Annotated in this window: 22 protein-coding genes; 17 read left to right on the top strand and 5 right to left on the bottom strand. The window is 65.4% G+C overall.

The window, feature by feature from the left end; translation table 11 throughout:
- Positions 1-110: 110 nt before the first annotated feature.
- From ACEQZY_RS07085 to pcaF, 6 genes are read left to right on the top strand one after another with little or no spacing between them, the layout of a single operon-like run.
- Positions 111-2,303, top strand: coding sequence for a lytic transglycosylase domain-containing protein (locus tag ACEQZY_RS07085; RefSeq protein WP_370153259.1), 2,193 nt, complete (start codon positions 111-113; stop codon positions 2,301-2,303).
- A gap of 25 nt (positions 2,304-2,328) precedes the next feature.
- Positions 2,329-3,018: a haloacid dehalogenase type II gene (locus ACEQZY_RS07080; protein WP_341703576.1), complete on the top strand. Its 690-nt coding sequence runs from the start codon at positions 2,329-2,331 to the stop codon at positions 3,016-3,018.
- Between the two features lie 7 nt (positions 3,019-3,025).
- Entirely contained in the window at positions 3,026-3,886 is an 861-nt protein-coding gene (locus tag ACEQZY_RS07075; RefSeq protein WP_370153257.1) for an alpha/beta fold hydrolase, read from the top strand.
- Complete coding sequence (gene ggt / locus ACEQZY_RS07070) at positions 3,886-5,619, top strand: gamma-glutamyltransferase (RefSeq protein WP_370153255.1); 1,734 nt, start codon at positions 3,886-3,888, stop codon at positions 5,617-5,619. Before ACEQZY_RS07075 ends, ggt begins: the two co-directional genes overlap by 1 nt.
- Positions 5,620-5,621: 2 nt before the next feature.
- A complete protein-coding gene (locus ACEQZY_RS07065) occupies positions 5,622-6,629 on the top strand; it encodes a threonine/serine dehydratase (RefSeq protein WP_370153253.1) in 1,008 nt (335 codons plus the stop codon).
- A 51-nt stretch (positions 6,630-6,680) separates the two neighbouring features.
- A complete protein-coding gene (gene pcaF / locus ACEQZY_RS07060) occupies positions 6,681-7,883 on the top strand; it encodes a 3-oxoadipyl-CoA thiolase (RefSeq protein WP_341703572.1) in 1,203 nt (400 codons plus the stop codon).
- A gap of 19 nt (positions 7,884-7,902) precedes the next feature.
- Here pcaF and ACEQZY_RS07055 read toward each other — a convergent pair whose 3' ends face one another.
- The gene (locus ACEQZY_RS07055) at positions 7,903-9,687 is read right to left on the bottom strand and encodes a methyl-accepting chemotaxis protein (RefSeq protein ID WP_370153251.1); all 1,785 of its coding nucleotides are present in this window, start codon (positions 9,685-9,687) and stop codon (positions 7,903-7,905) included.
- A 445-nt stretch (positions 9,688-10,132) separates the two neighbouring features.
- Between ACEQZY_RS07055 and ACEQZY_RS07050 the strand changes: the two genes are divergently transcribed.
- The 3 genes from ACEQZY_RS07050 (at position 10,133) to ACEQZY_RS07040 (ending at position 13,080) form a co-directional block, all read left to right on the top strand.
- Positions 10,133-12,145, top strand: a complete 2,013-nt coding sequence (locus tag ACEQZY_RS07050; RefSeq protein ID WP_370153249.1) for a PhoX family phosphatase — start codon at positions 10,133-10,135, stop codon at positions 12,143-12,145.
- Between the two features lie 280 nt (positions 12,146-12,425).
- The gene (locus ACEQZY_RS07045) at positions 12,426-12,800 is read left to right on the top strand and encodes a hypothetical protein (RefSeq protein WP_341702753.1); all 375 of its coding nucleotides are present in this window, start codon (positions 12,426-12,428) and stop codon (positions 12,798-12,800) included.
- A gap of 67 nt (positions 12,801-12,867) precedes the next feature.
- Positions 12,868-13,080 carry a hypothetical protein gene (locus ACEQZY_RS07040; RefSeq protein ID WP_341702754.1) on the top strand — a complete coding sequence of 71 codons (213 nt, stop codon included), beginning with the start codon at positions 12,868-12,870 and terminating at the stop codon, positions 13,078-13,080.
- A gap of 4 nt (positions 13,081-13,084) precedes the next feature.
- Here ACEQZY_RS07040 and ACEQZY_RS07035 read toward each other — a convergent pair whose 3' ends face one another.
- The 4 genes from ACEQZY_RS07035 to ACEQZY_RS07020 form a co-directional block, all read right to left on the bottom strand.
- Entirely contained in the window at positions 13,085-14,065 is a 981-nt protein-coding gene (locus tag ACEQZY_RS07035; protein ID WP_341702755.1) for a pentapeptide repeat-containing protein, read from the bottom strand.
- Positions 14,066-14,141: 76 nt separating this feature from the next.
- A complete protein-coding gene (locus ACEQZY_RS07030; RefSeq protein ID WP_370153246.1) occupies positions 14,142-14,669 on the bottom strand; it encodes a gamma carbonic anhydrase family protein in 528 nt (175 codons plus the stop codon).
- A 23-nt stretch (positions 14,670-14,692) separates the two neighbouring features.
- Positions 14,693-15,742, bottom strand: a complete 1,050-nt coding sequence (gene argC, locus ACEQZY_RS07025; protein ID WP_370153244.1) for an N-acetyl-gamma-glutamyl-phosphate reductase — start codon at positions 15,740-15,742, stop codon at positions 14,693-14,695.
- Positions 15,743-15,817: 75 nt separating this feature from the next.
- Positions 15,818-18,175 (bottom strand): methyl-accepting chemotaxis protein, encoded by a 2,358-nt coding sequence (locus ACEQZY_RS07020; RefSeq protein ID WP_370153242.1) that lies wholly within the window; start codon positions 18,173-18,175, stop codon positions 15,818-15,820.
- Positions 18,176-18,349: 174 nt separating this feature from the next.
- On the opposite strand from ACEQZY_RS07020, the gene ACEQZY_RS07015 reads away from it, so the two are divergent.
- The 8 genes from ACEQZY_RS07015 (at position 18,350) to dctP (ending at position 25,908) form a co-directional block, all read left to right on the top strand.
- Positions 18,350-18,958: an aminodeoxychorismate/anthranilate synthase component II gene (locus tag ACEQZY_RS07015; RefSeq protein WP_341702760.1), complete on the top strand. Its 609-nt coding sequence runs from the start codon at positions 18,350-18,352 to the stop codon at positions 18,956-18,958.
- Complete coding sequence (gene trpD / locus ACEQZY_RS07010) at positions 18,955-20,028, top strand: anthranilate phosphoribosyltransferase (protein ID WP_341702761.1); 1,074 nt, start codon at positions 18,955-18,957, stop codon at positions 20,026-20,028. The genes ACEQZY_RS07015 and trpD overlap by 4 nt, the downstream gene beginning before the upstream one ends.
- Positions 20,025-20,828 (top strand): indole-3-glycerol phosphate synthase TrpC, encoded by an 804-nt coding sequence (trpC, locus tag ACEQZY_RS07005; RefSeq protein ID WP_341702762.1) that lies wholly within the window; start codon positions 20,025-20,027, stop codon positions 20,826-20,828. The genes trpD and trpC overlap by 4 nt, the downstream gene beginning before the upstream one ends.
- A 47-nt stretch (positions 20,829-20,875) precedes the next feature.
- Positions 20,876-21,310 (top strand): cyclic pyranopterin monophosphate synthase MoaC, encoded by a 435-nt coding sequence (gene moaC, locus ACEQZY_RS07000; protein ID WP_370153350.1) that lies wholly within the window; start codon positions 20,876-20,878, stop codon positions 21,308-21,310.
- A gap of 7 nt (positions 21,311-21,317) precedes the next feature.
- A complete protein-coding gene (gene glp, locus ACEQZY_RS06995) occupies positions 21,318-22,526 on the top strand; it encodes a gephyrin-like molybdotransferase Glp (RefSeq protein ID WP_370153239.1) in 1,209 nt (402 codons plus the stop codon).
- A 7-nt stretch (positions 22,527-22,533) separates the two neighbouring features.
- Positions 22,534-23,019 (top strand): GNAT family N-acetyltransferase, encoded by a 486-nt coding sequence (locus tag ACEQZY_RS06990; protein WP_370153237.1) that lies wholly within the window; start codon positions 22,534-22,536, stop codon positions 23,017-23,019.
- 57 nt (positions 23,020-23,076) lie between these two features.
- Positions 23,077-24,786 (top strand): RimK family protein, encoded by a 1,710-nt coding sequence (locus ACEQZY_RS06985; protein ID WP_341702766.1) that lies wholly within the window; start codon positions 23,077-23,079, stop codon positions 24,784-24,786.
- A 120-nt stretch (positions 24,787-24,906) separates the two neighbouring features.
- Entirely contained in the window at positions 24,907-25,908 is a 1,002-nt protein-coding gene (gene dctP, locus ACEQZY_RS06980) for a TRAP transporter substrate-binding protein DctP (RefSeq protein ID WP_341702767.1), read from the top strand.
- Positions 25,909-25,915 lie beyond the last annotated feature (7 nt).

The following is a 25,915-nucleotide window of genomic DNA, read 5'->3' as shown; positions in this document are numbered from 1 at the left end:
CGGACAAGCCGCGAACATACCTGTGCCGTCCGCCCCCATCAAGGGCAAGCCGCGCTTTTGCAGCGGCCGCGGTCCTGCTATCATGTCCTTGGATTTGCGAAAGATTCGCCGTGTCGACACCCCGTCCTGCCATCCCCTCCCGCTCTCGCGCCGCCAGGCTTGCCGGCCGGCCGATCCGGCAGCTTGCCTTCGGGCTGGCTGCGATCCTGCTTGCCTTCGGTCCGCCGGCACTGGCCGAGCCGCCGCTGCCGCAGACCAAACCGTCGCCGCACACCGTTGCCGCAGCCATGGTCAGCGATGCGCCGCTTCCGGAAAACAAGCCGCGCCGCGGCACGCCACCGGCCCGGCCGGAGCAGACCACGCTGCCCGCCAGCCGCGCCCTGCTGTCCCGTGCCGACCGCGAGGCCGGCCTCAAGGCCATGCAGGAAGCCGATGCCGGCCGGTTCGATGCTGCCCGCCGGCTGGCGGCCCGCGTCAGCGAACCGCTGGTCGGCAAGCTGGTCCAGTGGCTGTGGCTGCAGACCTCAGGCAGCGGTGCACCCTTCGAGGAGATCGCGGCCTTCATCGACGCCAATCCGGACTGGCCGGCCCGGGATGCCCTGCTGCGCCGGGCCGAGGAAAGCATCGACATCTCGGTCGGGGATGACCGCATTCTGGCGTGGTTTGCGGCGCATCCGCCGGGTTCCGGCCTCGGCCTCCTGCGCCATGGCCAGGCGCTGGCCCGCAAGGGCCGCGATGCGGAAGCCTTCGAGACCCTGCGCCGGGCCTGGGTCGACGGGAATCTGGCCAGCCGGGACGAACGCGAATTGTGGGCGGGTTTCGGCAGCCGCTTCACCGCCGAAGACAATGCGGCGCGAGCAGACCGGCTGCTGTGGGACGGTAATATCGAGGCGGTACGGCGGATGCTGCCGCGTCTGTCGCCGCCGGTCCGGCAACTGACCGAGGTGCGGATCGCGCTTGCCCAGAACCTGCATGGTGCCGAAAAGCTGGTCGCCGCCCTGCCGAAGGACCTGCGCGATGATGGCGGCCTGGCGTATGACCGGATGCGCTGGCAGCGGCGGCGAGGCATGGATGATGTCGTCGAGAGCCTGCTCTACAATGCGCCGGACGATCTCGGCCGGGCCGAGAAATGGTGGGTCGAACGCCATTACCGCGCCCGCAAGGCGATGGCCGAGGGGCGCATTTCGGAGGCCTACCGCCTGGCCGCCGGCCATGGGCTCAAGGGCGGAAGCGGCATGGCGGAAGCGGAATGGCTGGCCGGCTGGATCGCCCTCCGCCTGCTGCAGGAGCCGACCGCAGCCCTGAAGCATTTCACGGCCCTGCAGGAAGCGGTCAGCTATCCGATCAGCCTCGCCCGCGCCGCCTACTGGCTGGGCCGGACCTACACCCTGCTCGGCAATCAGGAACAGGCCCGCTTCTGGTTCGGGCAGGCCGCCCAGCACAGCACGACGTTTTACGGCCAGCTGGCGATCCGGGAGCTGGACAGCAAACAGCCCCTGCCGCTGCCGGAACCGGCCCGGCCGAGCCCCGCGCTGGCCGCGGAATTCGCACAGCGCGAAGTGGTTCGTGCCGCCCACATCCTGGTCGAACTCGACCGTGAAGACCGGCTGCGCCCCTTCATCCTGCGCCTGGTCCATACGGCCGGCGGAGCGGAAGAACACAAGCTGGTGGCCGAACTGGCACGCAACCTGCGCCGGGTTGATCTGGCCGTGACATCCACCAAGCGGTCGGCCAGGCAAGGAGTGATCCTGGTGCGGGAAAGCTATCCGCTGGTCGAACCGATGCTGCGGATGGACACGCCGGAAACCGCCCTGCTGCTCGCCGTGTCGCGGCAGGAAAGCGAGTTCAACCAGTTCGCCCAGTCCCCCGCCGGCGCCCGCGGCCTGATGCAGCTGATGCCCAGCACGGCCCGCCATGTCGCCAAGGAAATGAAGCTCGGCTACCAGCCGGCCTTGCTGACCGACGACGCCCGCTACAATGCCAGGCTCGGCGCCTATTACCTGCAGGGGCTGCTGAAGAACTGGGACAACAACTATGTCCTTGCCCTGGCCGCGTACAATGCCGGCGAAAGCCGGGTCCGCCGCTGGATCCGGGACTGGGGCGATCCGCGCAGTCCGGCCATCGACGTGGTTGACTGGATCGAACTGATTCCATTTTCGGAAACCCGCAACTATGTACAGCGGGTGCTGGAAGGGGTGCAGGTCTACCGCGCGCTGCTGGACAAGCAGCCGCCGGCGATCGAGCGCCTCTACGCCGACATGCGCGGCGCATCCATGCAGGCCTGCGGCACGCCGCCCTGCTGAAACAAGACCGACAGGGAGGCAGCTGATGGACAGGTCCTCAGCCGGAATCCGTGCCTGTTTCTTCGATGCCTACGGCACGCTGTTCGATGTCAATGCGGCAGCGCGCGCCCTTGCTTCGGAACTGGGCGACTCCTGGCAGCCTTTGGCAGAAACATGGCGCAGCAAGCAGCTGAGCTATTCATGGCTGCGCAGCCTGATGGGCCAGCATGTCGACTTCTGGCAGCTGACCGGCGATGCCCTCGATTTCGCCATGGAAGCCCATGCCGTGGCCGGCGCCGGTCTGCGCCAGCGCCTGATGGATCTGTATTTCAACCTGGCCTGTTTTCCGGAAGTGCCGGCCATGCTGCAGAAGCTGAAACGCGCCGGCCTCGTCACCGGCATCCTGTCGAATGGATCGCCGGCCATGCTGGAGGCCGCCTGTCGCACAGCCGGGCTGGACGGATTGCTGGATCACGTGCTGTCGGTCGAAGATGTCGGCATCTTCAAGCCGGACATGCGCATCTACAGGATGGTGACCGACCGCACCGGCCTGCCGGCTGCCGCCATCGCCTTCCACAGCAGCAACGGCTGGGACATCCATGCCGGCAAGACGTTCGGTTTTCATGCCATCTGGATCAACCGCAGCGGCCAGCCGCGTGAGCGCCTGCCGAATCCGCCGGACCTGGTCCTGCATGACCTGACCGGCGTTCCCGACGCCGTCGGCGCCGCGGCATGAGAACGGCATGACCGCGCAGCCATTCACCGAGCATTTCTTTCACGCCCAGGACGATCTGCGCCTGTATTACCGGGATTACGGCGACCGGAATGCACCGCGCCTGCCGCTGCTGTGCCTGCCCGGCCTGACGCGCAACAGCAAGGACTTTCACGACATCGCCTGCCGCCATGCACCGCAGCGCCGCGTGATCACCGTCGATTACCGCGGCCGCGGCCGCTCGGCCTATGACCGCGACCCGGTGCATTACGACCCTGTGGTCTATCTCGGCGACCTGCAGCAGCTGCTGGCCGTGGCGCGAATTGATCGTGCCGTCATCCTTGGCACCTCCATGGGCGGCCTGCTGGCGATGGGCATGTCTGCGGCCATGCCGGCGGTGTTGGCCGGCGTGATCCTCAATGACGTCGGCCCCGAAGTCAGCGAGGATGGCCGGCAGCGTATTGCCGATGCCATCGGCACCGATATCCGTGCCGCCAGTTTTGAAGACGCTGCCGAATTGTGGCGGCGCGGCTTTATCGGCGCCTACCCACAGCTCGAGCACGAAGGCTGGATGAAACTGGCCCGCGCCACCTTCGTGGCTGATGGCAACGGCGTGCGGCTGGATTACGATCTTGCCATCGCGGTGAACCTGAAAGCCCAGTCGACCCAGCCCCTGCCCGATCTCTGGCCGCTGTTCCGCGGCCTGCGCAAGCTGCCACTGCTGGCACTGCGCGGCGCCTTGTCCGATGTGCTGTCGGCCGAGACATTCGTGCGCATGAAACGCGAGCATGCCGGCATGATCGGTGTCACCCTGCCCGATGTCGGCCATGTGCCGATGCTGGACGAGCCGCTGGCGCAGGCGGCCATCGACGATTTCCTGGGCGGCCTGTGATGCGCCGCCTTCTCTGCATCGTTGCCGTGCTGCTGCTGCCGGCAGTCATGGCCCCGGCCCAGGAGCGGCCGGCGCCCGAGGCCGCGTCCGGCCGCCGCCAGGCGGCCGAAGCCGTTGCCCGCCACGAGATGGTGGTGGCCGCCAATCCACTGGCAACCCGGGCGGGGCTCGACATTCTCCGCCAGGGCGGCAGCGCCATCGACGCGGCGATTGCCGTACAGATGATGCTTAACCTCGTTGAACCGCAATCCTCCGGTATCGGCGGCGGCGCCTTCATCCTGTACTGGGATGCCGGCCAGAAGCTGCTCTATGCCTATGACGGCCGGGAAACCGCACCGGCAGCAGCCCGGCCGGACCGGTTCCTGCAGCCTGACGGACGACCGATGGATTTCGCTGCCGCCGTGGTCGGCGGGCGCTCCGTCGGCGTGCCGGGTGTGCTGCGGGCCCTGGAGGCGGCGCACCGGATCCATGGCCGGCTCGACTGGGCGGCCGGATTCCAGCCGGCAATTGCGGCGGCGACCGCCGGCTTCCCGGTATCGCCGCGCCTGCAGCGCCTGCTCGAAATCGATCCGGCGCTGCGCCGCGACCCCAAGGCCCGCGCCCTGTTCTATACGCCGGACGGGCCGGCCCTGCCGGCCGGCACCCTGCTGCGCAATCCGGAACTGGCGGCAACCCTGCAGCGGATTGCCGCCGACGGTGCCGACGCCTTTTACCGCGGCCCGGTTGCCGACGCCATCGTGGCGGCCGTGCGCGGCCATCCGGACAATCCCGGCGACCTCACCCATGCGGACCTCGCGGACTACCGGGCGACGACACGACCGCCCCTCTGTGGCAGTTTCCGCCTGATGCGGGTCTGCGGTTTCGGGCCGCCCAGTTCCGGCGGCATCGCCAGCCTGCAGATTCTCGGCATTCTCGAAGCCCTCGGGCCGGCACAACCGGGCCCGGTCACACCGGAGGCGGTTCATCTCTATGCCGAAGCCGCCCGCCTTGCTTTCGCCGACCGCGATGCCTATGTCGCCGACCAGGATTTCGTGCGGGTGCCGGTCGATGGCCTGCTCGATCGTGCCTATCTTGCCCGGCGTGCCCGCCTGATCGATCCGGCCCGCAGCTCGGGCCGGGCCGAGCCCGGCGATCCGCCCGGCCGCCGCGGTCTCGCGCCGCCCGCAGGCCTCGGCCTGCCCGAACGCGGCACCAGCCATGTCTCCATTGTCGACCGTGCAGGCAATGCGCTCGCGATGACCACCACCATCGAAAACGCCTTCGGGGCCCGGCTGATGGTGGCCGGCTTCCTGCTGAACAACCAACTGACCGATTTCTCCTTCCTGCCTGAACGCGACGGCCGGGCCGTGGCCAACCGCGTTGAGCCCGGCAAGCGACCACGCAGCTCGATGGCACCGACCATCCTGTTCGATGCCTCCGGCCGTCTCTACGGCGTGGCCGGATCACCCGGCGGCAGCGCCATCATCAACTACGTGACCCGCAGCCTCTGGCTGATACTGGACAGAGGTTATGATCCGCTGGCCGCCATCAGCCTGCCGCATTTCGGCAGCCGCAACGGCCCGACCGAACTGGAAACAGACGCACCGGCCGAATGGCAGGCCGTGCTGGAAGCCATGGGCCATACCGTCCGGAGGCTGGAAATGACCAGCGGCCTGCATGTAATCATCCGTGGCCCGCAGGGCTGGACCGGCGCCGCCGATCCGCGCCGCGAGGGTCTAGCACTGGGAGACTGACCGTGAATGCACCTGCCGGCCTGCCGCCGCTGCCTACTGTTGCCGATGTCGAGGATGCCGCCAGCCGCCTGCGCGGCGTGGCCGTTCGCACGCCGCTGCTGGAAAGCCCGCTGCTGAACGAAAAACTGGGCGGCCGCCTGCTCGTCAAGGCCGAGCCCCTGCAGCTGACCGGATCCTTCAAGTTCCGCGGCGCCTATAACCGGATCAGCCGGCTGTCGGCCGAAGAACGCAGTCGCGGCGTGGTCGCCTTCTCGTCCGGCAACCATGCCCAGGGCACGGCCTATGCCGCCAAGATCTGCAACACGCCAGCCGTGATCGTCATGCCGGCCGACGCCCCGGCCATCAAGATCGCCAATACCCGCGCCTACGGTGCCGAGGTGGTGCTGTACGATCGCTACAGGGAAGACCGCGAGGCAATCGGCAACCGCTATGCCCGCGACCGCGGCATGACCCTGGTGCCGCCCTTCAACGATCCCTACATCATCAGCGGTCAGGGCACCGTCGGCCTTGAAATCCTGATGCAATGCGCCGAACGCGACATCATTCCGGATGCGGTCCTGGCCCCGGCTTCGGGCGGCGGCCTGATCTCCGGCATCTCCCTTGCCGTGAAGAGCCGGTTGCCGGAATGTAGCGTGCATTGCGGCGAGCCGGACCGTTTTGACGATATCGCCCTGTCGCTGCAGGCCGGCGAAATCCGCAGCCACGACGGCAAAGGCCAGACCTTCTGCGATGCGCTGATGGCGCCGCATCCGGGTGACATCACCTTCGGCGTGATGGCGCGCAACCTCAGCTCCAGCCTGACCGCTACCGATGCCGAAGTGGAAACCGCGATGGCAACCGCTTTCCACTATCTCAAGCTGGTCGTGGAACCCGGCGGGGCCGTGGCGCTGGCCGCGGTTCTCAACGGCAAAATCCCGTGCGCTAACCGCACGGTGGTGGCGGTTGCCTCGGGCGGAAATGTTGACTCCGCGCTTTACTCCGCCATCATCTCCCGCACCCCGCCGGTCTGACCGGCGGGGCATTTTCACACTCGGCCTTCGAGAGACCCTAGGGAGAGACATATGACCGAGGCATTCATCTGTGACGCCATCCGTACGCCTGTCGGCCGCTATGGCGGCGCTTTGTCCAGCGTCCGCGCCGACGATCTCGGCGCGATTCCGATCAAGGCGCTGATGCAGCGCAACCCGTCGGTCGACTGGGATTCCGTTGACGACGTGATCTACGGCAACGCCAACCAGGCCGGCGAAGACAACCGCAACGTTGCCCGCATGGCCCTGCTGCTGGCCGGTCTGCCCGAGAAGGTTCCGGGCGCGACGGTGAACCGCCTGTGCGGTTCCGGTATCGAGGCAACCAGCGCCGGCGCCCGTGCCATCAAGACCGGCGAAGCCGATCTCGTCATCTCTGGCGGTGTCGAGAGCATGAGCCGCGCCCCCTTCGTGATGGCCAAGGCAGATACCGCTTTTTCACGCACGGCCGAAATCTATGACACGACCATCGGCTGGCGTTTCGTGAACCGGCTGATGAAGCAGAAATACGGCGTCGATTCGATGCCGGAGACAGCCGAAAACGTCGCCGAGCAGTATCAGGTCAGCCGGGCCGATCAGGATGCATTCGCGTTGCGCAGCCAGGAGCGCGCGCTGAATGCCATCAAGCTTGGTCTGTTTGAGGCTGAAATCACGCCGGTAACGATCCCGAGCCGCAAGGGCAACCCCTCCGTGGTCGACCGCGACGAGCATCCCCGCGAAACGTCGATCGAGGCTCTCGCCAAGCTGCCGACACCGTTCCGCCAGGGCGGCACGGTCACCGCCGGCAACGCCTCGGGTGTCAATGACGGTGCTGCCGCTCTGATCCTTGCTTCTGAGGAGGCTGCCCGCAAGCATGGCCTGACGCCGCGCGGCCGCATCATCGCGACTGCCGTCGCCGGCGTGCCGCCGCGGATCATGGGCATGGGTCCCGCACCGGCAACCGAGAAGGTTCTGGCCAAGGCCGGGCTGTCTATCCGCGACATGGATGTAATCGAGCTGAACGAGGCTTTCGCAGCCCAGGCCCTGGCCGTGCTGCGGCAGTTGGGCGTGCCCGATGACGCCACCTACGTGAACCCGAATGGCGGCGCCATCGCGCTCGGCCATCCGCTGGGCATGAGCGGCGCGCGCCTCGTCACCACCGCCCTGAACCAGCTGGAGCGCACCGGCGGCCGCTACGGGCTCTGCACCATGTGCATTGGTGTCGGCCAGGGCATCGCCATGGTGATCGAGCGGGTCTGACGCGAACCTCCCGCGCCGGTCAGGTCTTGTAGCCGATCCGGAAGCCGCCCCAGTGGCGGCCCCGGATCATGATCGGCGCGGACACGTCCTTCATCAGAATGAAGACTCCGCCGCCCATGTCGCGGCGATAGCACTGAAGCAGGTAGGGCTTGGTATTCTGGCCACAGGCCAGCCCGACCGGGTCGTTGAAAAGACGGCGGTTGCGGGAATTGGCCGCATTCCAGACCGGGTCGCGTCCCTGCGGCTGACAATATTTCAGGTTATGGGTCGGCAGGTAGCCCTTGCGGTCAACCGCTGCGCAGAAGGCTATCGCGGCATTCGTATCGAGCAGCGGCTCCTGTATCTTCGGCAGATGGGTATCGGTGAATTTCACGAACCGCGTCATGAACTGCTGCGGATTGGTGCCTTTGATCGGTGCATAGTGCTCGTCGAAGAAATCCTCCATCGACATTTCGCCACGATCAACCGCTGCTTCGAAGATGCGGCTGATTTCAGCAGCCGCCTCGCGGGCCGCCACCACGAAGGGCCTGTCGGCCGGCGTCGTGACGAAAGCGATCTGCGTGGCAAGATTGCCGACCTGCTGATCGATATCCTGCACCGACTTGCCGGTCCTCTGGACCACAGACAGGTAGCCGCGGGTCGCGGCGTTCATGTCGGCAATGGCATGGCTGACGCCATTGACCCGTGCCGACTGGTCGGTGCTGGCCTGTTCGATCTCGTCCAGCTGTCCGCCCATGGCATCAATGGCGGCAACGATCCGATTGAGCACCTCACCGGTTTCACTGACCAGGGCAACGCCGGATTTCACCTTGTCGGCGGACTGCTTGATGATGGTGCCGATGTCCTTGGAGGCATTGGCAGAACGCTGGGCCAGGGCGCGCACTTCCTGTGCCACCACGGCGAAGCCCTTGCCGGCCTCGCCGGCGCGGGCCGCTTCGACCGACGCATTCAGTGCCAGCAGGTTGGTCTGGAAGGCGATCTCGTTGATCAGCGAGGTGATTTCAGAAATGCGCTGGGACATGTCCGACATTTCGTTCATTGCCTCAACCGAGCGGCCGACCACGGAAACGCCGTTATGCGCGGCATCCCGCGCCTCGGCTGCCCGCTGGCTGGCCCGCTTGGCCGCCGCCTCGTTGGCGCGCGAAGCCTCGTTCAGGCTGGCCGCATCGGCCGCCGTGCGGTCCAGGCTCGCCGACTGCGTCTCGGCACTCTCGGCCAGTCCCTTGGCTTCCCGGTTGAGCTCCACGGTGGCGGAAGAGATCGAATTGGCCGCCATGACGATGGTGCCGATCACATTGCCGAGCCGTTCCATGGCCTGCTCGACCCCGTCCCGGATAACGGCAAAGTCCCCGCCCCGATCGGTCTGGATACCTTCCGAAAGGTCACCCTCGGCCATCCGGCCGAACAGGGCTTTTAGTTCCCCGAACACCTCGTCCAGAGTTTCGGACATGGTATTGAACCGCTCGGAGAGGGCATGGCCACTGCCCTGCCCGCCATTGATGTCGAGGCGTTGGTCCAGGCGTCCCTTGCTGATGGCCATGCAGACTTCCTGCATCCGGCCATAGCGGGTCTGGTCGGCCGCCCGCAACTGCGCCAGTTCCGCTTCCAGTTCTGCAAGCCGGCGCGCCTGCCCGGCCTGGCGATCCTGTTCGGAACGCCAGCTGCCGGCCAGTTTCCGCAGGGCATCCCGCCAGGCGGCTGGCAGCCCTTCGACAGCATCCGCCTGCCGCGGCCAGTCCCCGAGAATCCCCAGCACGGACGATTGCTGGCCCGGCAGCGTCGCCAGCAGCAGGCAGGCCAGCACCAGCAGAAGCCCTGCCGCGATGACAACCCCGACTGCATCAAACGGAAGCAGTTGATACGCCGTTGCAATCCAGCCGGCCGACAAGAGCGCTGCGCAAAACCCCGCCATTCCGGCTTTCCACCCAACCGATATGCTGGACAGCATCTGTACCTTCCTCCCCATGCCGCAGGGTCACTCTTATCTGTTGCCACAAGACGAATAAAATTGGTGCTTATTTTCTGACAACACCCGGCAACCTGCGGTTTCCTGACAGCATAGCTTATGGAACGGGCTCTTGTGCATCACCCTGCGCCCCGCCTCTGGCCGCATATGCATACGACTTTAGTCGAAACGGCCATTCCAGGGGCCGGAGATGACGGCATCGCCGGCTTCATCATCCCGTCACGTCCGCGGATTATCCATCCCATCCGGACCGCCCCGGTTCCGAATCAGGAGATCGCGTAACATGCCCCAGCCCCCCACCGCCCGTCTCAGCCGGGCGCAAGCCTATGAACTGTCGCAGGATCGCGGCATCAATCCCACCGGCAACGAATCCCTCACCGATGTCGTCCGGCAGCGTTACGGACGCCGGGACATCCTCAAGGGGCTTGCCGGCTCGGCCGCCGGCATCGCCCTTGCCGCCGGGCTGCCTCTGCCTCGCGAAGCCGAAGCCGCCACAGCCGCCAAACCGCGCTTCAGTTTCAGCGAGATCAGCCATGGCGTCGATGAGCGCCATCATGTGGCCCCCGGGTACGATGCCGATGTCCTGATCCGCTGGGGCGATCCGGTCCTGCCCGATGCGCCCGCCTTTGACGTACAGCAGCAGAGCGCTGCCGCCCAGGCCAAACAGTTCGGCTACAACAACGATTTCATCGGGTACCTGCCGCTGCCCGCCGGCAGCAGCAACCCGTCGCACGGATTGCTGTTCATCAATCATGAATACACCAACGAAGAGCTGATGTTCCCCGGCATCGGCCGGCAGGACACCAAGGACAAGGCCTTCCGCGACATGACCCGCGAACGGGTCGATATCGAGATGGCCGCCCATGGTGCCAGCATCATCGAGGTGATCCGCCGCCCCGGCGAGAAATGGGCCGTGGTGGCCGGCAGCGGCATGGCACGCCGCATCGATGCCCTCAGCACGGCCTGCGAGATCACCGGTCCGGCGGCCGGGCATCCGCGCCTGCAGACCAAGGCCGATCCGACCGGCCGGAGAGTGACCGGCATGATCAACAATTGCGCCGGCGGCCTGACGCCCTGGGGCACAGTGCTGACCGCGGAGGAAAACTTCCACGGCTATTTCTGGGGCAAGCGCGAAGACAGCCACCCGGAAGCGGGCAACTTCAAGCGTTATGACGTGCCCGGCAACTGGTACAACTGGGGCCAGCACCACGAGCGCTTCGATATCGCCAGGGAACCGCGGGAAGCAAACCGCTTCGGCTGGATTGTCGAAATCGACCCCTATGACCCGACTTTCGTGCCGCGCAAGCGTACTGCGCTGGGCCGCTTCAAGCATGAAGGTGCGGCTGTTGTCGTCAACAAGGATGGCCGCGTGGTTGTATACAGCGGTGACGACGAACGCTTCGAATATGTTTACCGCTTCGTTTCGAAAGGCCGCTTCAATGCCCGCAACCGCAAGGCCAATTTCGGTCTGCTGGATGAGGGCACGCTATCGGTGGCCAGATACAACGCCGATGGCAGCCTGGAGTGGATGCCTCTCGTTCATGGCCGCGGCCCCCTGACGGCTGCAAACGGCTTTGCCAGCCAGGCGGACATCCTGATCGAAGCCCGCCGCGCCGCCGACCTGCTCGGTGCCACCAAAATGGACCGGCCCGAGGATGTCGAGGTCAATCCGAAGACCGGCAAGGTCTTTGTGATGCTGACCAACAACACGCGGCGCAAGGCCGATCAGCTCGATACAGCCAATCCGCGGGCGAACAATGAATGGGGGCAAATCGTCGAGATGATCCCGCCGAACGGCGATCACACGGCTGATCGCGCCAGGTGGTCACTGCTGCTGAAAGCCGGAAATCCGGCAGACCCCAAGGTCGGCGGCCAGTTCCATCCCGCCACCACGGCCAGCGGCTGGTTTGCCTGCCCGGACAACTGTGCCATCGACAACCAGGGCCGGTTATGGGTCACCACAGACCAGGGCGAAGCCTGGGCCAAGGCCAGCGGCACTGCCGACGGCGTCTGGGCGGTGGAGACCGAAGGCGCCAACCGCGGCCTGTCGAAGATGTTCTTCCGCGTGCCGGTCGGCGCCGAGATGTGCGGGCCCTTCTTCACCCCCGATGACAGGACCCTGTTTGTCGCCGTGCAGCATCCGGCAGCCGATGGCGGTGAGAAATTCACCAGAAGCGGCAAGGATTCGACCTTCGAGGATCCGGCTACCCGCTGGCCGGATTTCCAGCCCGGCATGCCGCCGCGGCCCTCGGTCCTGGCGATTACCAAAAAGGACGGCGGCCAGATCGGGAGCTGAACTGGTCTGCCTGTGGAATCCCGGCACCCGGCCAGCAATGGCCGGGTGTTTTTCGTCGGCTGCCCATATACATAATCTACAGGGCTGCGGTAAAAGGATACCCGCTGTGCGGGCATAAAGATCAGGCAACGCGAAGGGGGGTTCTGTTCCGGCCATGGCCAGAGTTGGCAGCAAGCCCAAATTTATAAAGGCGCCACAGGGCCTGCGGCTGCGCGCGGTCAATCATACGACCGGCCTGGAGCTGACCCTGACTGACGAAGTACGTGCGAGGATTGAGGCCGTGATCGCGGAATCGAGCGATGAATTCTCCAAGGATGTGCTCGAAAAGCTGCGAGAGATGCGCCAGCAGGTCAAGGCGGCCGAGGATGACGAGCTGCAGCGCATTTTCATCATGAGCACGATTTCGGAGATTGCCTTCGACATCAAAGGCATGGGAGGCACGTTCGGTTACCCGCTGCTGACCCATCTGGCCAAGTCGCTGCATGATTTCGTTGCCAAGGTGGGGCTGCCGAACGAGGCCCAGCTGGAAGTGATCAGCATCCATGTCGATGCCATGTATGTGGTGCTCGCCCGCGGGATCGGCGGCACCGGCGGCAAGGCGGAGCGCGAACTGCTCGACAATCTCGGCGTCGCCATTTCCAAGGTTCAGGACTAGCCCTGCATCCGGGGCTAGACTGGTCCACGGTTACCCTTCCCTAACCTTTTGGCGGCACGGTCGCGGCATGACTACCGATGCAGAAATCTGGCGGGCTGCCCGCGACATGATCGCCGAACAGGGTGCGCGCCGGGCCGAGGCCTATGCGCGGCGGCAGATCGATGAAATGGCCAGCGGAGGCAACTTTGCCGGCAACCTAGTCTGGCGACGGATTCACCGCGCCATCAAGCGCCTGAACGGCACCACTGCCGCCAGCGCGGCGGGAAGCATCAGGCGCTGACCGGTTAGTTCCTGCTGCCCGGCAGCACCACCGGCAGGCCTCGCGCTCCCTCGATCTGCGCCCCGCGCAGATCGGCATCGGTGAGGTTGGCATACATCATGTTGGCCTCGCGCAGATCCGAACAGATCAGCCGGGCACCATGCAGGTTGGCATTCGACAGGTTGGCCTTCCGCAGATCCGCGCCGTTCAGATTGGCATGGACCAGATGCGCCCGCGACAGATACCAGCCCGACAGGATCGCCCGGCGCCCCTTCTGGCCATCGGAGTCGATCCAGAGCTGGTGATCGTTCACCACCTGCTCCAGCATCTCCGGCGGAATGATCTGCGGCAACCGGGCACCCGCAACCTGCAGGTCCTTCATCATCTCGGCCGGAAAATCTGCCAGATTGAAATTCGCATCATGCAGCTTGGCATTCTTGAACTGCACATTGTGCAGCGTCGAGTAGGAGAAATCGGCTCCTTCCAGGTCGGCATTATCGAGAATCGCTCCATCAAGGATGGCGCCGACGAAACTCGCGCCCAGCAGCTTGGCCTGACTGAGATTGGTGTTGTGCAGTGTGGTGTCGCTGAGCGAGACGATGCCCCCCTTGCCATGGGGCGGCACCGGCGGCTCGGTCATTGGCCGCATGTCCGCATTCTCGAAGCGGGTGCCCTTCAGGATGGCGCGCGACAGGTCGGCGCCGCGCAGGTTTGCCCAGACGAAACGCGCATTGGTCAGGTCGGCGCCGGTCAGGTCGCAGCCGGTCAGTACGGCCTGGCTGAAATCGGTATTGCGCAGATCGGCGCAGTACAGGCGGCAGCCACGAAAAACCGCCCGCTGCAGGTTCATGCCCACCAGCTTCACCCCCGTGAGGTCGACACCGACCAGGGTCAGCTGCTTGCCGCGGTTGAGCTTGCCCAGGCGGCCGGACAGAAACTCGCTGTGCGACTTGATCTGTTCGTAGAGATCGTCCGGCCAGGTGCCGGGGTTGGCTTCCAGCGTCATTGTTTCCACCCGATCCCTGCCGGCACCGGGCCGCAGGCTGCTATCCAGACAGATTTGTGACGTTACGGGCGGGATTTCAAGAATTCGTTAACTGGCCGCGATACCGGGCCGCAAGCCGGGCATAATGTGTCGCCGTGTCCGGAATATTCTGGATTTCAGCCGTTTCCAGATTGCGCATCAGCCGGGCCGGCCGGCCGGCCCAGAGCTCGCCCCGTCCGATCCGCTTTCCCGGCGTGAGCAGGGCGCCGGCCGCCAGCATCCCGCCGGTCTCGATCACGCAGCCATCCATCACGGTCGCCTGCATGCCGACAAAACATCCGTCTTCCAGCCGGCAGCCGTGGATCAGTGCCAGATGGCCGATGGTGACCCCGGAGCCGATCTCGGTCCCGAATTTCTGACGCGTGACATGCACCACCGTGCCGTCCTGGATGTTGGTGTCGCTGCCAACCCGGATGCTGTTGACATCGCCACGCAGCACACAGCCGAACCACACGGAACTGCGGGCGCCAATCACCGTATCCCCGATCACCGTCGCATTGGGCGCGATGAACGCATCCGCCGCAATGTCTGGTACCGCATCGCCGAACGACAGGATCAGGGACATGGCCAGCGGGACAACAGGGCAGATCAGGGAAACAGCGCGAGCTGGTCCAGCCCCGTGGTTTCCGGCAGTCCGTACATTGCGTTGAAATTCTGCACGGCCTGGCCACTGGCGCCCTTCATCAGGTTGTCGATGACGGAAAACACCATCGCCCGGTTCTTCACCCGATCGGCAAACACGCCGATGTGGCAGGCATTAGTCCCGCGCACATGCCGGGTCTGCGGTGCCACGCCCTGCGGCACGACCTGGATGAAGGGCTCATCGGCGTAGCGCTGCAGCAGTGCTGTCCGCAGGTCTTCTGCCGTCGCGCCGTTCTGCAGCCGGACATAGATGCTGGACAGCATGCCGCGGTTCATCGGCATCAGGTGCGGCGTGAAATTGACCACCACCGACCGGCCGAGGGTGGCAGACAGTTCCTGCTCGATCTCAGGCCCGTGCCGGTGCGAGGCAACGCCATAAGCATGTGTGCCCTCGGCCACCTCTGCGTAAAGGGAGCCTTCCTTCGGGGCCCGCCCTGCGCCGGTGACGCCCGACTTGGCATCGATCACGATGTCATCGGCATCGATCAGGCCCTTCTCGATCAGGGGGATCAGCGGCAGCTGCGCCGAAGTCGGGTAGCAGCCCGGGTTGGCCACAAGCCGGGCCTTGCCCACCGCTGACCGCTTCAGTTCGGTCAGGCCATAGACGGCCTCTTCCTGCAGCTTCGGCGCCCGATGCTCGTGGCCATACCACTTGGCGTACTCCACCGGGTCCCGCAGCCGGAAATCGGCAGAAAGGTCGACGATCTTCAGATGCGCCGGCAGACTGGCGATCACTTCCTGGGTGGTGCCATGCGGCAGGGCGCAGAAGACGGCATCAACGCCGGACCAGTCCACGTCCGCGATGGTAACCAGCCGCGGCAGGCCAAGCCCGATGAACTGCGGGAAGACCGTTTCGATGCCCTCGCCGGCTTTCCGGTCGGCGGTCAGGGCGACGATACGGACACGCGGATGCCGGACGAGCAGACGCAGCAGCTCGGCCCCGGTATAACCGCTGGCACCCAGTATCGCGACCCTGATGGCATCCGCCGTGGACATAACGCCCTCCTGTGGAAAAACACAGGCATCGGTATAGCGCGCCCGGCGGGGCGGTCAAACGTTAAATTGACCCCCTCAGACGCGGAATTGTCCCACTAGTTCAGCCAGCTCCTGGGCCTGCCGGGACATGGCCTGGGCCGAGGCGGTGGTCTGTTCCACCAGGGCACCGTTGCGCTGGGTCATCTCGTCCATATTGGCGACTGCGGTATTCACCTCGTCCAGGCCGACCGCCTGCTCACGGCTGGCGGAGGTGATCTCGCCGACGATATCCGCCACCTTCTTCACCGCCGTGACGATTTCGTTCAGGCTGTCGCCGGTCTGATTGACCAGGCGGGCACCCTCGCGCACCGCCCCGGTGCTGTCCTGGATCAGCGCCTTGATGTCCTTCGATGCATCGGCCGACCGCTGGGCCAGTGCGCGGACCTCCTGGGCCACCACGGCAAAGCCCTTGCCGGCCTCGCCCGCCCGTGCCGCCTCGACCGAGGCATTCAGCGCCAGCAGGTTGGTCTGGAAGGCGATCTCGTCGATCAGGCCGACAATGTCGGAAATCTTCTGCGCGCTTTCCTCGATCCGGCTGACGGCGGTAACCGCATCCTGAACCACGCTGCCGCCTTTCTCGGCGGTGCCGCGGGCGGTGACCGCCAGCTGGTTGGCAGCTTCCGCATTCTCGGCATTCTGCTTCACTGTCGCAGTGATTTCGTGCATCGACGCGGCCGTCTCCTCCAGGCTTGCCGCCTGCTGCTCGGTCCGCGAGGCCAGATCGTTGCTGCCGGTGGAAATCTCGGCAGCCGCATCCCGCACCATCCCGGCCGCACCGGTTACACGTCCGATGGTCTCCGCCAGCTGCTCGGCCGTGCGGTTGCTGTCCTGCTTCAGCCGGTCGAACACACCCGCATATTCGGCACCGATCCGGTGGGTGAAATCACCGGCAGCCATGGCACCGAGCGACTGCCCGAGCGCCGAGAGAACTTCCTCCACCGTTTTCAGCAGGCCGTTCACCCGCTCGCCCAGCCGGGCCATGGTTCCTTCCAGCCGGCTGGTGTCGATGCGGGCCGACAGGTCACCATCGGCAGCAGCCCCCACAACCTCGCCAACGGCCTGGTCGAGCAATGCCTCCTGCGCCCGGCGCTGCTCTTCCGCCACCCGGCGGTTTTCTTCCACCGTACGCTGCAACTGCTCGTTTTCGAGGCCATTTTCCTTGAATATCTGCACAGCCCGGGCCATGTCGCCGATCTCGTCCTGGCGACCGCGGTCCGGAACATCGGTCTGCCATTCCCGGTTGGCCAGACGTGCCATGACAGCCGTCAGAACGGTCAGCGGCGAACCGACCCGGCGACCGATATAGAGCCAGCCGACCAGGAAAGCCGCCAGCAGACTGGCCGCCGCCACGACGACGAGGAACAGTTTGCCGCCATCGCTGGTCCGCTTGGCGTCGGCTGCGGATTCGAGAACCCCCTTGTTCGCATCGCCGACCACCAGCTCGGTTGCGGCACTCAGCCTCTGCGCGGCATCCCGGCTGACCTGCAGCATGCGCCTTGCCTGCTGGATTGCCGAGATTTCCTGCTCGCGCAGGCTGACCACCCCCACGCCGGGACTGCCGAAATCGAGGACATCGCTGGTGACCCTGGCCAGATCCTTGTCCGGCTTGATCTTCTGGATATAGGCAAGCGCCCTTTCGACCCGCGCGGCGGCCTCTTCGTATTTGGTACTCATGGTGCCCAGTTCGTTCATATCCGCCGACTGTGCACCAACGGCGAGAATGCCGACGGTGTTGTTGACCTCCGAGATCAGCCCGCTGATCCCCTGCAGCATCAGAAGATCGGAATTGGCGAGCTTGGCCAGGACCTGCTCGACCTTGATCAGATCGCCGACAGAAGTCGCCGAGGTCATGTTGGTGGTCAGCTCGAACGAGGCTTCCTCCACCTTCGGGCTGGCCGTCTTGAGGAATTCGGCATGGGCGCCGGCAAGCTTCTGGGTCTCGTCAATACGGAACTGCGAAGTGCGGATCCGCGCGTCGACCACCTGACGCAGCTGGCTGATACTGCTCAGCAGCGCCTTGGTCTCCTTCTCGATATTCTCGACATTCGGCCCGCTCATGGTGGCGGACACAACCCCGAGGGTTGCCTCGATCCGCCCTTCCTTCTCCTTGATTCCGGCCTCTAGTGCCTGGATGTCCTTTTCCGTCTGCGCGGACACCAGGTCCGGGGCAACACCGGCAAGGTCGGAGACCTGCTTCGACAGGTTCAGAGCCGCCGCCATCGCCGTAACGCCTTCATCGGTGACGACAGTGATCGACCGATCCAGCCGCGACATGGCAAACCAGCCCGCTGCGGCAGAGATAAGGGCAAAGGACGCAATCACCCCGACGGCCAGATAGAGGCGGTGACTGATCCCGAAGCGGATGTTCGGTATACGCAGCTTCCGGAATTTCATTCTGAATCCCCCCATCACGAATCTTTGGTAGAATTGTTCTGCCTTTTGCTCCCCACCGCAATAGCTTGATTTTCTGACAGAATTTGAGCCCCACTTTGCAATTGACGCGGGTATGGCTGCGGCTGTCGTCCGGCGGCAGGGTTATGCTAGGGTGCGCCTGCGAGGATGGTCGCCATGCTGGTATTGATTGATAACTACGACAGTTTTACGTGGAATCTGGTACATTATTTCGGCCGGATCGGCCCGGAAGTCCGGGTTTTCCGCAATGACGAGATCACCCCGGATGCCGTTCTAGCCCTGAACCCGGCTGGCGTCGTGCTTTCCCCAGGCCCCTGCGATCCCGACCGGGCCGGCATCTGCCTCGACATGATTGCCGCCGCTGCCGAAAAAAGACTGCCGCTTTTCGGCGTCTGTCTGGGCCACCAGGCCATCGGGCAGGTCTTTGGCGGCAAGGTCGTGCGGGCACCGCAGCCGCTGCACGGAAAGATGAGCCGCATCCACCATGCCGGCGACAGCGTTTTTGCCGGCCTGCCGCAGGATTTCCTGGCCACCCGGTACCATTCCCTGACGGTGGACCCGGCCACTGTGCCGAATGTCCTGCAGATCACTGCACGGGCGGAGGATGGCGTGATCATGGGCCTTGCCCATCGCGACCTGCCGATCCATGGCGTGCAGTTCCACCCGGAGAGCATCGCCTCGGAGCACGGCCTTGCGATGCTGGCCAATTTTGTGCGCTATTGCGGCCTTCCGGTTGCGGGGGATCTGGAAGAGAAAGCTGCATGAGCGCTGACGTCACGGAATTCAAACGGCTGCTGGCCCAGGTTGCTGGCGGCGCGCCGCTCGGTGTCGAGGATGCCCGCCTCGCTTTCGACATCATGATGTCCGGCAATGCCACCCCGGCACAGATGGGTGGCTTTCTGATGGCCCTGCGGGTCCGCGGCGAGACGGTCGACGAGATCACCGGCGGCGCCATGACCATGCGCGCCAAGGTGCATGGGGTCTCCGCACCGGCCGGCGCCATCGATATCGTGGGGACCGGCGGCGACGTGAAAGGCACCTGGAATGTCTCGACCTGCTCGGCCTTCGTGCTCGCAGGCTGCGGCGTACCGGTAGCCAAGCATGGCAACCGCGCGGTGTCCTCGAAAACCGGCGCCGCCGATGTGCTGACCGCACTCGGGGTCAATATCGACTGCGACTTCCGCCTGATCGAAAAGGCAATCGCCGAGGCCGGCGTCGGCTTCCTGATGGCCCCGCGCCACCACGGCGCGATGCGCCATGTCGGCCCGACCCGCGTCGAACTGGGCACCCGTACGATCTTCAACCTGCTCGGCCCGCTCAGCAATCCGGCGCTGGTAAAACGCCAGCTGCTCGGGGTCTACGACCGCCAGTGGGTGCAGCCGCTGGCCGCGGTGATGGGCAAGCTTGGCTCGGAGAAGGTCTGGGTCGTGCACGGCTCCGACGGGCTGGACGAGATCACCACCACCGGGCCCACCTATGTGTCGGAAACCCACAAAGGCGCCCTGCGTCATTTCGAGATCACCCCCGAGGAAGCCGGGCTGCCGCGCGCGCGGATGGAAGACCTGAAAGGCGACGAGCCGACAGCCAATGCCGCTGCCCTGCGGGCCGTGCTGAACGGTGCTCCCGGCGCCTTCCGCGACATCGTGCTGCTGAATGCCGCCGCCGCCCTGGTTATTGCCGACCGCACCCCCGATCTGCGCGAAGGCGTCGCCATGGCAGCCGCGGCCATCGACAGCGGCAAAGCACGAACCGCGCTGGCCCGCCTGATCGAGATCACCCATGAACCGCCGCCGCCCGAGCCGGAAGCGGATGAGCCCAAAAAGAAAAGCAGATGAGTGACGTGCTGGCCCGTATCTGCGCCGACAAGCGCGCGCATATCGCCCGCTGCAAGACGCAATCGCCTTTTGCCACGCTGGATGCCCAGGCCCGTACCACCCCGGCTCCACGCGGCTTTCTGCAAGCCCTGCAGGACGCTGTGGCGGCCGGCCGTTACGGCCTGATCGCCGAGATCAAGAAGGCCTCGCCCTCGAAAGGCCTGATCCGGCCTGATTTCGACCCGCCCGCCCTGGCCCGCGCCTATGCCAGCGGCGGGGCCACCTGTCTTTCGGTCCTGACCGACGAGCCGTATTTCCAGGGCAGCGATGACTACCTGCGGCAGGTGCGCGCCACTGTCGACCTGCCGGTGATCCGCAAGGACTTCATGCTTGACCCCTACCAGGTGGCGGAAGCCCGTGCGCTGGGTGCCGACTGCATCCTGCTGATCATGGCGGCGCTGGAGGATGCGCAGGCCGCCGAACTTGAAGCGGCAGCCGGGGATTACGGCCTCGATGTGCTGGTCGAGGTGCATGACGCCCCCGAGATGGACAGGGCCCTGAAGCTGAAATCGCCGCTGCTGGGCGTCAATAACCGCAACCTGAAAACCCTGACGGTGGATATCGCCACCACCGAGGAACTGGCCGCGCGGGTTCCACGCGGCAAGCTGCTGGTCAGCGAATCCGGCCTCTACAGCAAGGCCGACCTCGACCGCATGGCCGCCTGCGGCGCCCGCTGCTTTCTGGTCGGTGAAAGTCTGATGCGGCAGCCGGATGTCGAGGCGGCGACCCGCCTGCTGCTGACCGGAGCACAGGCGGCGTGACCGACAAGCCCACCCTGACCCATCTGAATGCCGCCGGCGAGGCGCATATGGTCGATGTCTCGGCAAAGGCCGAGAGCGAACGGGTCGCCCGTGCCGGCGCCCGCATCCTGATGCAGGCGGCCACACTGGACCTGATCCTGTCAGGCACAACCCCGAAAGGCGATGTGCTGGCCACGGCCCGCATTGCCGGCATCATGGCCGCCAAGAAGACCCACGACCTGATTCCGCTCTGCCACCCGCTGGCACTCAGCCAGGTCAGTATCGACCTCACTCCCGACCGTGCAGCCGGCGCCATCGACATCATTGCCACCTGCCGGCTGAAGGGCCGGACCGGCGTCGAGATGGAAGCCCTGACCGCGGCCAGTGTCGCCGCCCTGACCCTCTACGACATGGTAAAGGCGGTCGACCGTGCCATGCGGATCACCGATATCCGCCTGCTGCACAAGTCTGGCGGCAAGTCCGGCACTTTCGAGCAGGACTGAGCACGCCATGCTGGCCGTTGCCGATGCCCGCGCCCGTATCGTCGCTGCCCTGCCGCAGATGCCGGCGGAAACGGTCGATCTGCGCCATGCGGCCGGGCGGGTGCTGGCGGAGGATACCGCCGCGCGCCGGACCCAGCCGCCCTTCGATGCCAGCGCCATGGATGGCTGGGCCTGCCGGCAGGCCGACCTTGGCTCCCTGCCCGCCCGCCTGAAGCCGGTCGGCGCCGCAGCAGCCGGCAGCCGCCATGACGGCATGATCGGACCCGGCGAATGCATCCGCATCTTCACCGGCGCGCCGCTGCCAGCCGGCGCCGATGCCATCGTGATCCAGGAAGATGCCGATCTGCAGCCGGACGGCCTGCTGTCCGTCCGCGAGGCACCGCGGCCAGGCCAGTGGATTCGCCGGGCCGGCCTCGATTTCAGCGAGGGCCAGAACCTGCTGCCGGCCGGCCGGCGGCTGGCACCCGAGGATGTCGCGCTGGCCGCCGCCATGAATGTGCCCTGGCTGCCCGTCCGCCGCCGGCCGCGCATCGCCGTGCTGGCCACCGGCGATGAACTGGTGCGGCCGGGCGATCCGGTCGGCCCGAACCAGATCGTCAGCTCGAACAATATCGGCCTCGCCGCACTGATCGAGGCTCATGGCGGCGAGGCCGTCGACCTTGGCATTGCCCGCGACACCGAGGCGGATCTGCGCGCCAAGTCTGCCGGCGCGGCCGGCTGCGACCTGCTGCTGACCCTTGGCGGCGCCAGCGTCGGGGAGCATGACCTGATCCATGCCGTACTCGGCAAAGGCGGCGCCGGCATCGATTTCTGGCGCATCGCCATGCGCCCGGGCAAGCCGCTGATGTTCGGCCACGCCGATGTCGCCGGAAACAGTCTTCCGCTGCTCGGCCTGCCCGGCAACCCGGTTTCTGCCTTTGTCTGCGGCCACAATTTCCTGGTGCCGGCCCTGCGCGCCATGCTGGGCCTCGACTGGACCGTCCATTTCGAAACCGCGGTTGCGGCCGTTGATCTTCCCGCCAACGACCGGCGCGAGGATTACCTGCGGGCCAGCCTGCAGACCGACGAAACCGGCCACCTGCTTGCCCGCCCGTTCAGCCGGCAGGACAGCTCAATGCTGCGCCTGCTCAGCCAGGCGGACGGACTGATCGTGCGCCCGCCACTGGCCCCCCCGCTGCAGGCCGGCGGCAGCGTGCCGGTTCTGCGCCTGCGCTGAGTCCGCCATGGCCGGCAAACCGGGCTTCCGCACCGCCCGCACCGCCGATCTCGATGCCCTGGTCGCCCTCGAGGAGCGCTGTTTTGCCGGCGACCGGATGTCGCGGCGCAGCTATGCCGCCGCCCTGCGCAACCCCCGTGCCCTGCTGCTGGTAATCCCCGGCGATACCAGCCTGCTGGCGGCAGCGACGGCCTTCAGCCGGGCTGATTCCCCGGCGGCGCGCCTGTATTCCATCGCCGTCGACCCCGCAGCCCGCGGCGCCGGTCTTGGCCGGCGGCTGCTGCAGGCCATGGAAACCGCGCTGCGCCGGCGGGGCGCCGGGGCCCTGCGCCTCGAGGTCAGCACCGGCAATAAATCGGCGCTCGCGCTGTACCGAAAAAGCGGCTATGGAATCATCGGACGCATCGCCCGCTATTACGAGGACGGGTCCGATGCCTGGCGGCTGGAAAAGCGCCTGGGCGGCGGATTGCCACGGCAAAAGCGGGCCGGATGAAACGGACGCCAGTCAGCGCCAACCGGACAGTCAGATACGGGAGACCATCCCGCCGCCATGCACATCATTGTTGTCGAGCGTAAGACCCATTTCCGCTATCGCAATCCCGGCTGCCTTGTGCTGAACAACCGGGAATTCATCACCCGGCCGGATCTTGTCCAGGCCAAGCGGGCCAAAATCATCAACCTCAGCAAGGATTACTCGTATCTCGGATACGGATATTACTGCTCGCTGCTTGCCGAGGCCCGCAGCCAGAAGGTGATCCCCTCGGTCAAGACGATCCTGGAACTGCGCGAGCGCAGCATCTACAGCCACATGCTGCCGGAACTGGACGAATTGCTGCGCCAGCAGGTGAAAAAGCTGGTGATGCTGCCGACCGCCCCGTTCGCCATCAACGTCTTCTTCGGCCGGACCGACGACCTGCGCTTCCCCGATCTGGCCCGCCGGGTGTTCGACGAATTCCGCGCCCCCATGCTGCGGCTGAACATCTCGCCGGAAGACGGCTGGCATATCGCCTCGATCCGGCCGATGTCGCTCGGCGATCTCAAGCCCGACCAGGAAGAGTTCTTCGAACATGCGCTGGAATCCTACACGCGATCCAGCTGGCGCACGCCCAAGGCCAAGCCGGCTGCGAAATACAGCCTCGCCATCCTGCACAATCCAACCGATGCCCTGCCGCCTTCCGACAAGCGCACCCTGCAGAAATTCATCCGCATCGGCGAACAGATGGGCGTTGATGTGGAGCTGGTCGAAAAAAAGGATTACTCCGAGCTGGCGGAATACGACGCGCTGTTCATCCGCGAAACCACGGCCCTGGACCATCACACCTTCCGTTTTGCCAAAAAGGCGGAAAACGAAGGGATGGCGGTCATCGACGACCCGACATCGATCCTGCGCTGCACCAACAAGGTCTATCTGGCCGAGCTTCTGAAGGCCAACAAGATCCCGACACCGAAGACCGTGGTGCTGGACAATCGCGGCATCGAGGCGATCGAACAGGAAATCCCCTATCCCGTCATCCTCAAGATCCCGGACGGCTCGTTCTCGCGCGGCATCGTAAAGGCCGAGAACCGGCAGCAGCTTCAGGACGCAGCCGCCCAGTTGCTGCGCGAATCCGACGTGATCCTTGCGCAGGAGTATCTTTATACCGACTTCGACTGGCGCATCGGCATCCTCCGCGGCCAGGCCATTTATGCCTGCCAGTATTTCATGTCGCGCGGCCACTGGCAGGTGGTCAAGCATGCCGACAGCGGCCGCTTTACCGAAGGCGGCCTGCGCACCCTGCCGATCGAGGAGGCGCCCGCCGAAGTGGTCGACCTGGCACTGAAAGCAGCCGGCCTGATCGGCAACGGCCTGTACGGTGTCGACCTCAAGCAGACCGCCAAGGGTGTCGTGGTGATCGAGGTCAACGACAACCCGTCGATCAACCAGGGTGAGGAGGACGCCATCCTCAAGGACGACCTTTACCGCCGGATCATTCAGGAGTTTATCCTGCGGCTGGAGCTGCGGCCCGGGATGCAGGAGGCCGGCACGGCAGCCCCGGCAATCGCACCAGCGGCAACGCCGGCCGGCGGAGCCCCCTCGCCGGCCCAGATCGCCGCCCAGGTCGCCGCCAAGGTCTCAGCCGAGGTTGCGGCAAAGATCGCTGCCGAGGTCTCCAGCCAGGTCACACAGGCCATCATCGGCGCAGCCCGGCCATACGGGATCGATGCCGACAAAGCCGAACGGGAGCAGCCGGCGCTGCCGCTGCCGCTCAGCCGGAAATAGCCCTTCCGGCCAGCCGCAGGATTGTCCACAGGAGTCTGCCACAACCGCGCGATTTTGCTTGGGCCCCGCAGGGCCACAGAATAGTATGACAACAAACAAATATAACGAGGAGGAAACACAATGATTCGCATGACCCATCTCGGCATGGCTGCCGGCCTGGCCCTCGGCCTGGCCGCCGCCCAGGTTCAGGCGGCCGACCTTACCCTCAAGGCATCGCACCAGTTTCCCGGCGGCAAGGGCGATGTGCGCGATGAAATGGTGCAGATGATCGCCCGCGAAGCCGCTGCCGCCAATGTCGGGCTCGACATCAAGGTCTATCCCGGTGCCAGCCTGGTCAAAGCCACCGAGCAGTGGAATGCGATGCTGAAGGGGCAGATCGACATCACGTCCTTCCCGCTCGACTACGCCTCCGGGCAGCATGCGGAATTCGGCGCCACCCTGATGCCGGGCCTGGTCAAGAGCCATGAACATGCCAAGCGTATCAACGCCTCGCCCTTCATGCAGGACATCAAGAAGATCATCAATGATGCCGGCGTCGTGGTGCTGGCCGATGCCTGGCTGGCCGGCGCTTTCGGCTCCAAGGAAAAATGCATCCTCGTTCCCGACGATGCCAAGGGCCTCAAGGTCCGTTCGGCCGGCGCCACCTTTGCCGAAATGTGGGCCGGGGCCGGCGCTTCGATCATCTCGATCCCATCCAATGAAGTCTACAATGCGTTGCAGACCGGGGTCGCCGATGCCACCGACACCTCATCGGGCAGCTTCGTTTCCTTCCGGCTCTACGAACAGGTCAAATGCCTGACCGCACCCGGCGACAACGCCCTGTGGTTCATGTACGAACCGGTGCTGATGTCCAAGCGCAGCTTCGACAAACTGAACGACGCCCAGAAAAAGGCCATCATGGCCGCGTCGAAGAAAGCGGAAGACTATTTCGCGGCCGAGTCCAAGAAGCTCGACGAAAAACTGGTCGAGGCCTACACGAAGGCCGGCGTCAAGGTGGTCGAGATGAGCGACGAACAGGCCAATAAATGGCGCGAGGTTGCCAACAAGACCTCCTACAAGACCTTTGCCGACAAGGTACCGAACGGCAAGGCCTTGATCGTCAAGGCGCTGCAGGTTCGCTGAGCCGCAC

Origin of the sequence: Ferrovibrio sp. (assembly GCF_964218355.1) — a bacterium.
Lineage (GTDB): Bacteria > Pseudomonadota > Alphaproteobacteria > Ferrovibrionales > Ferrovibrionaceae > Ferrovibrio.
This window is presented reverse-complemented; position numbering and strand designations above follow the sequence as displayed.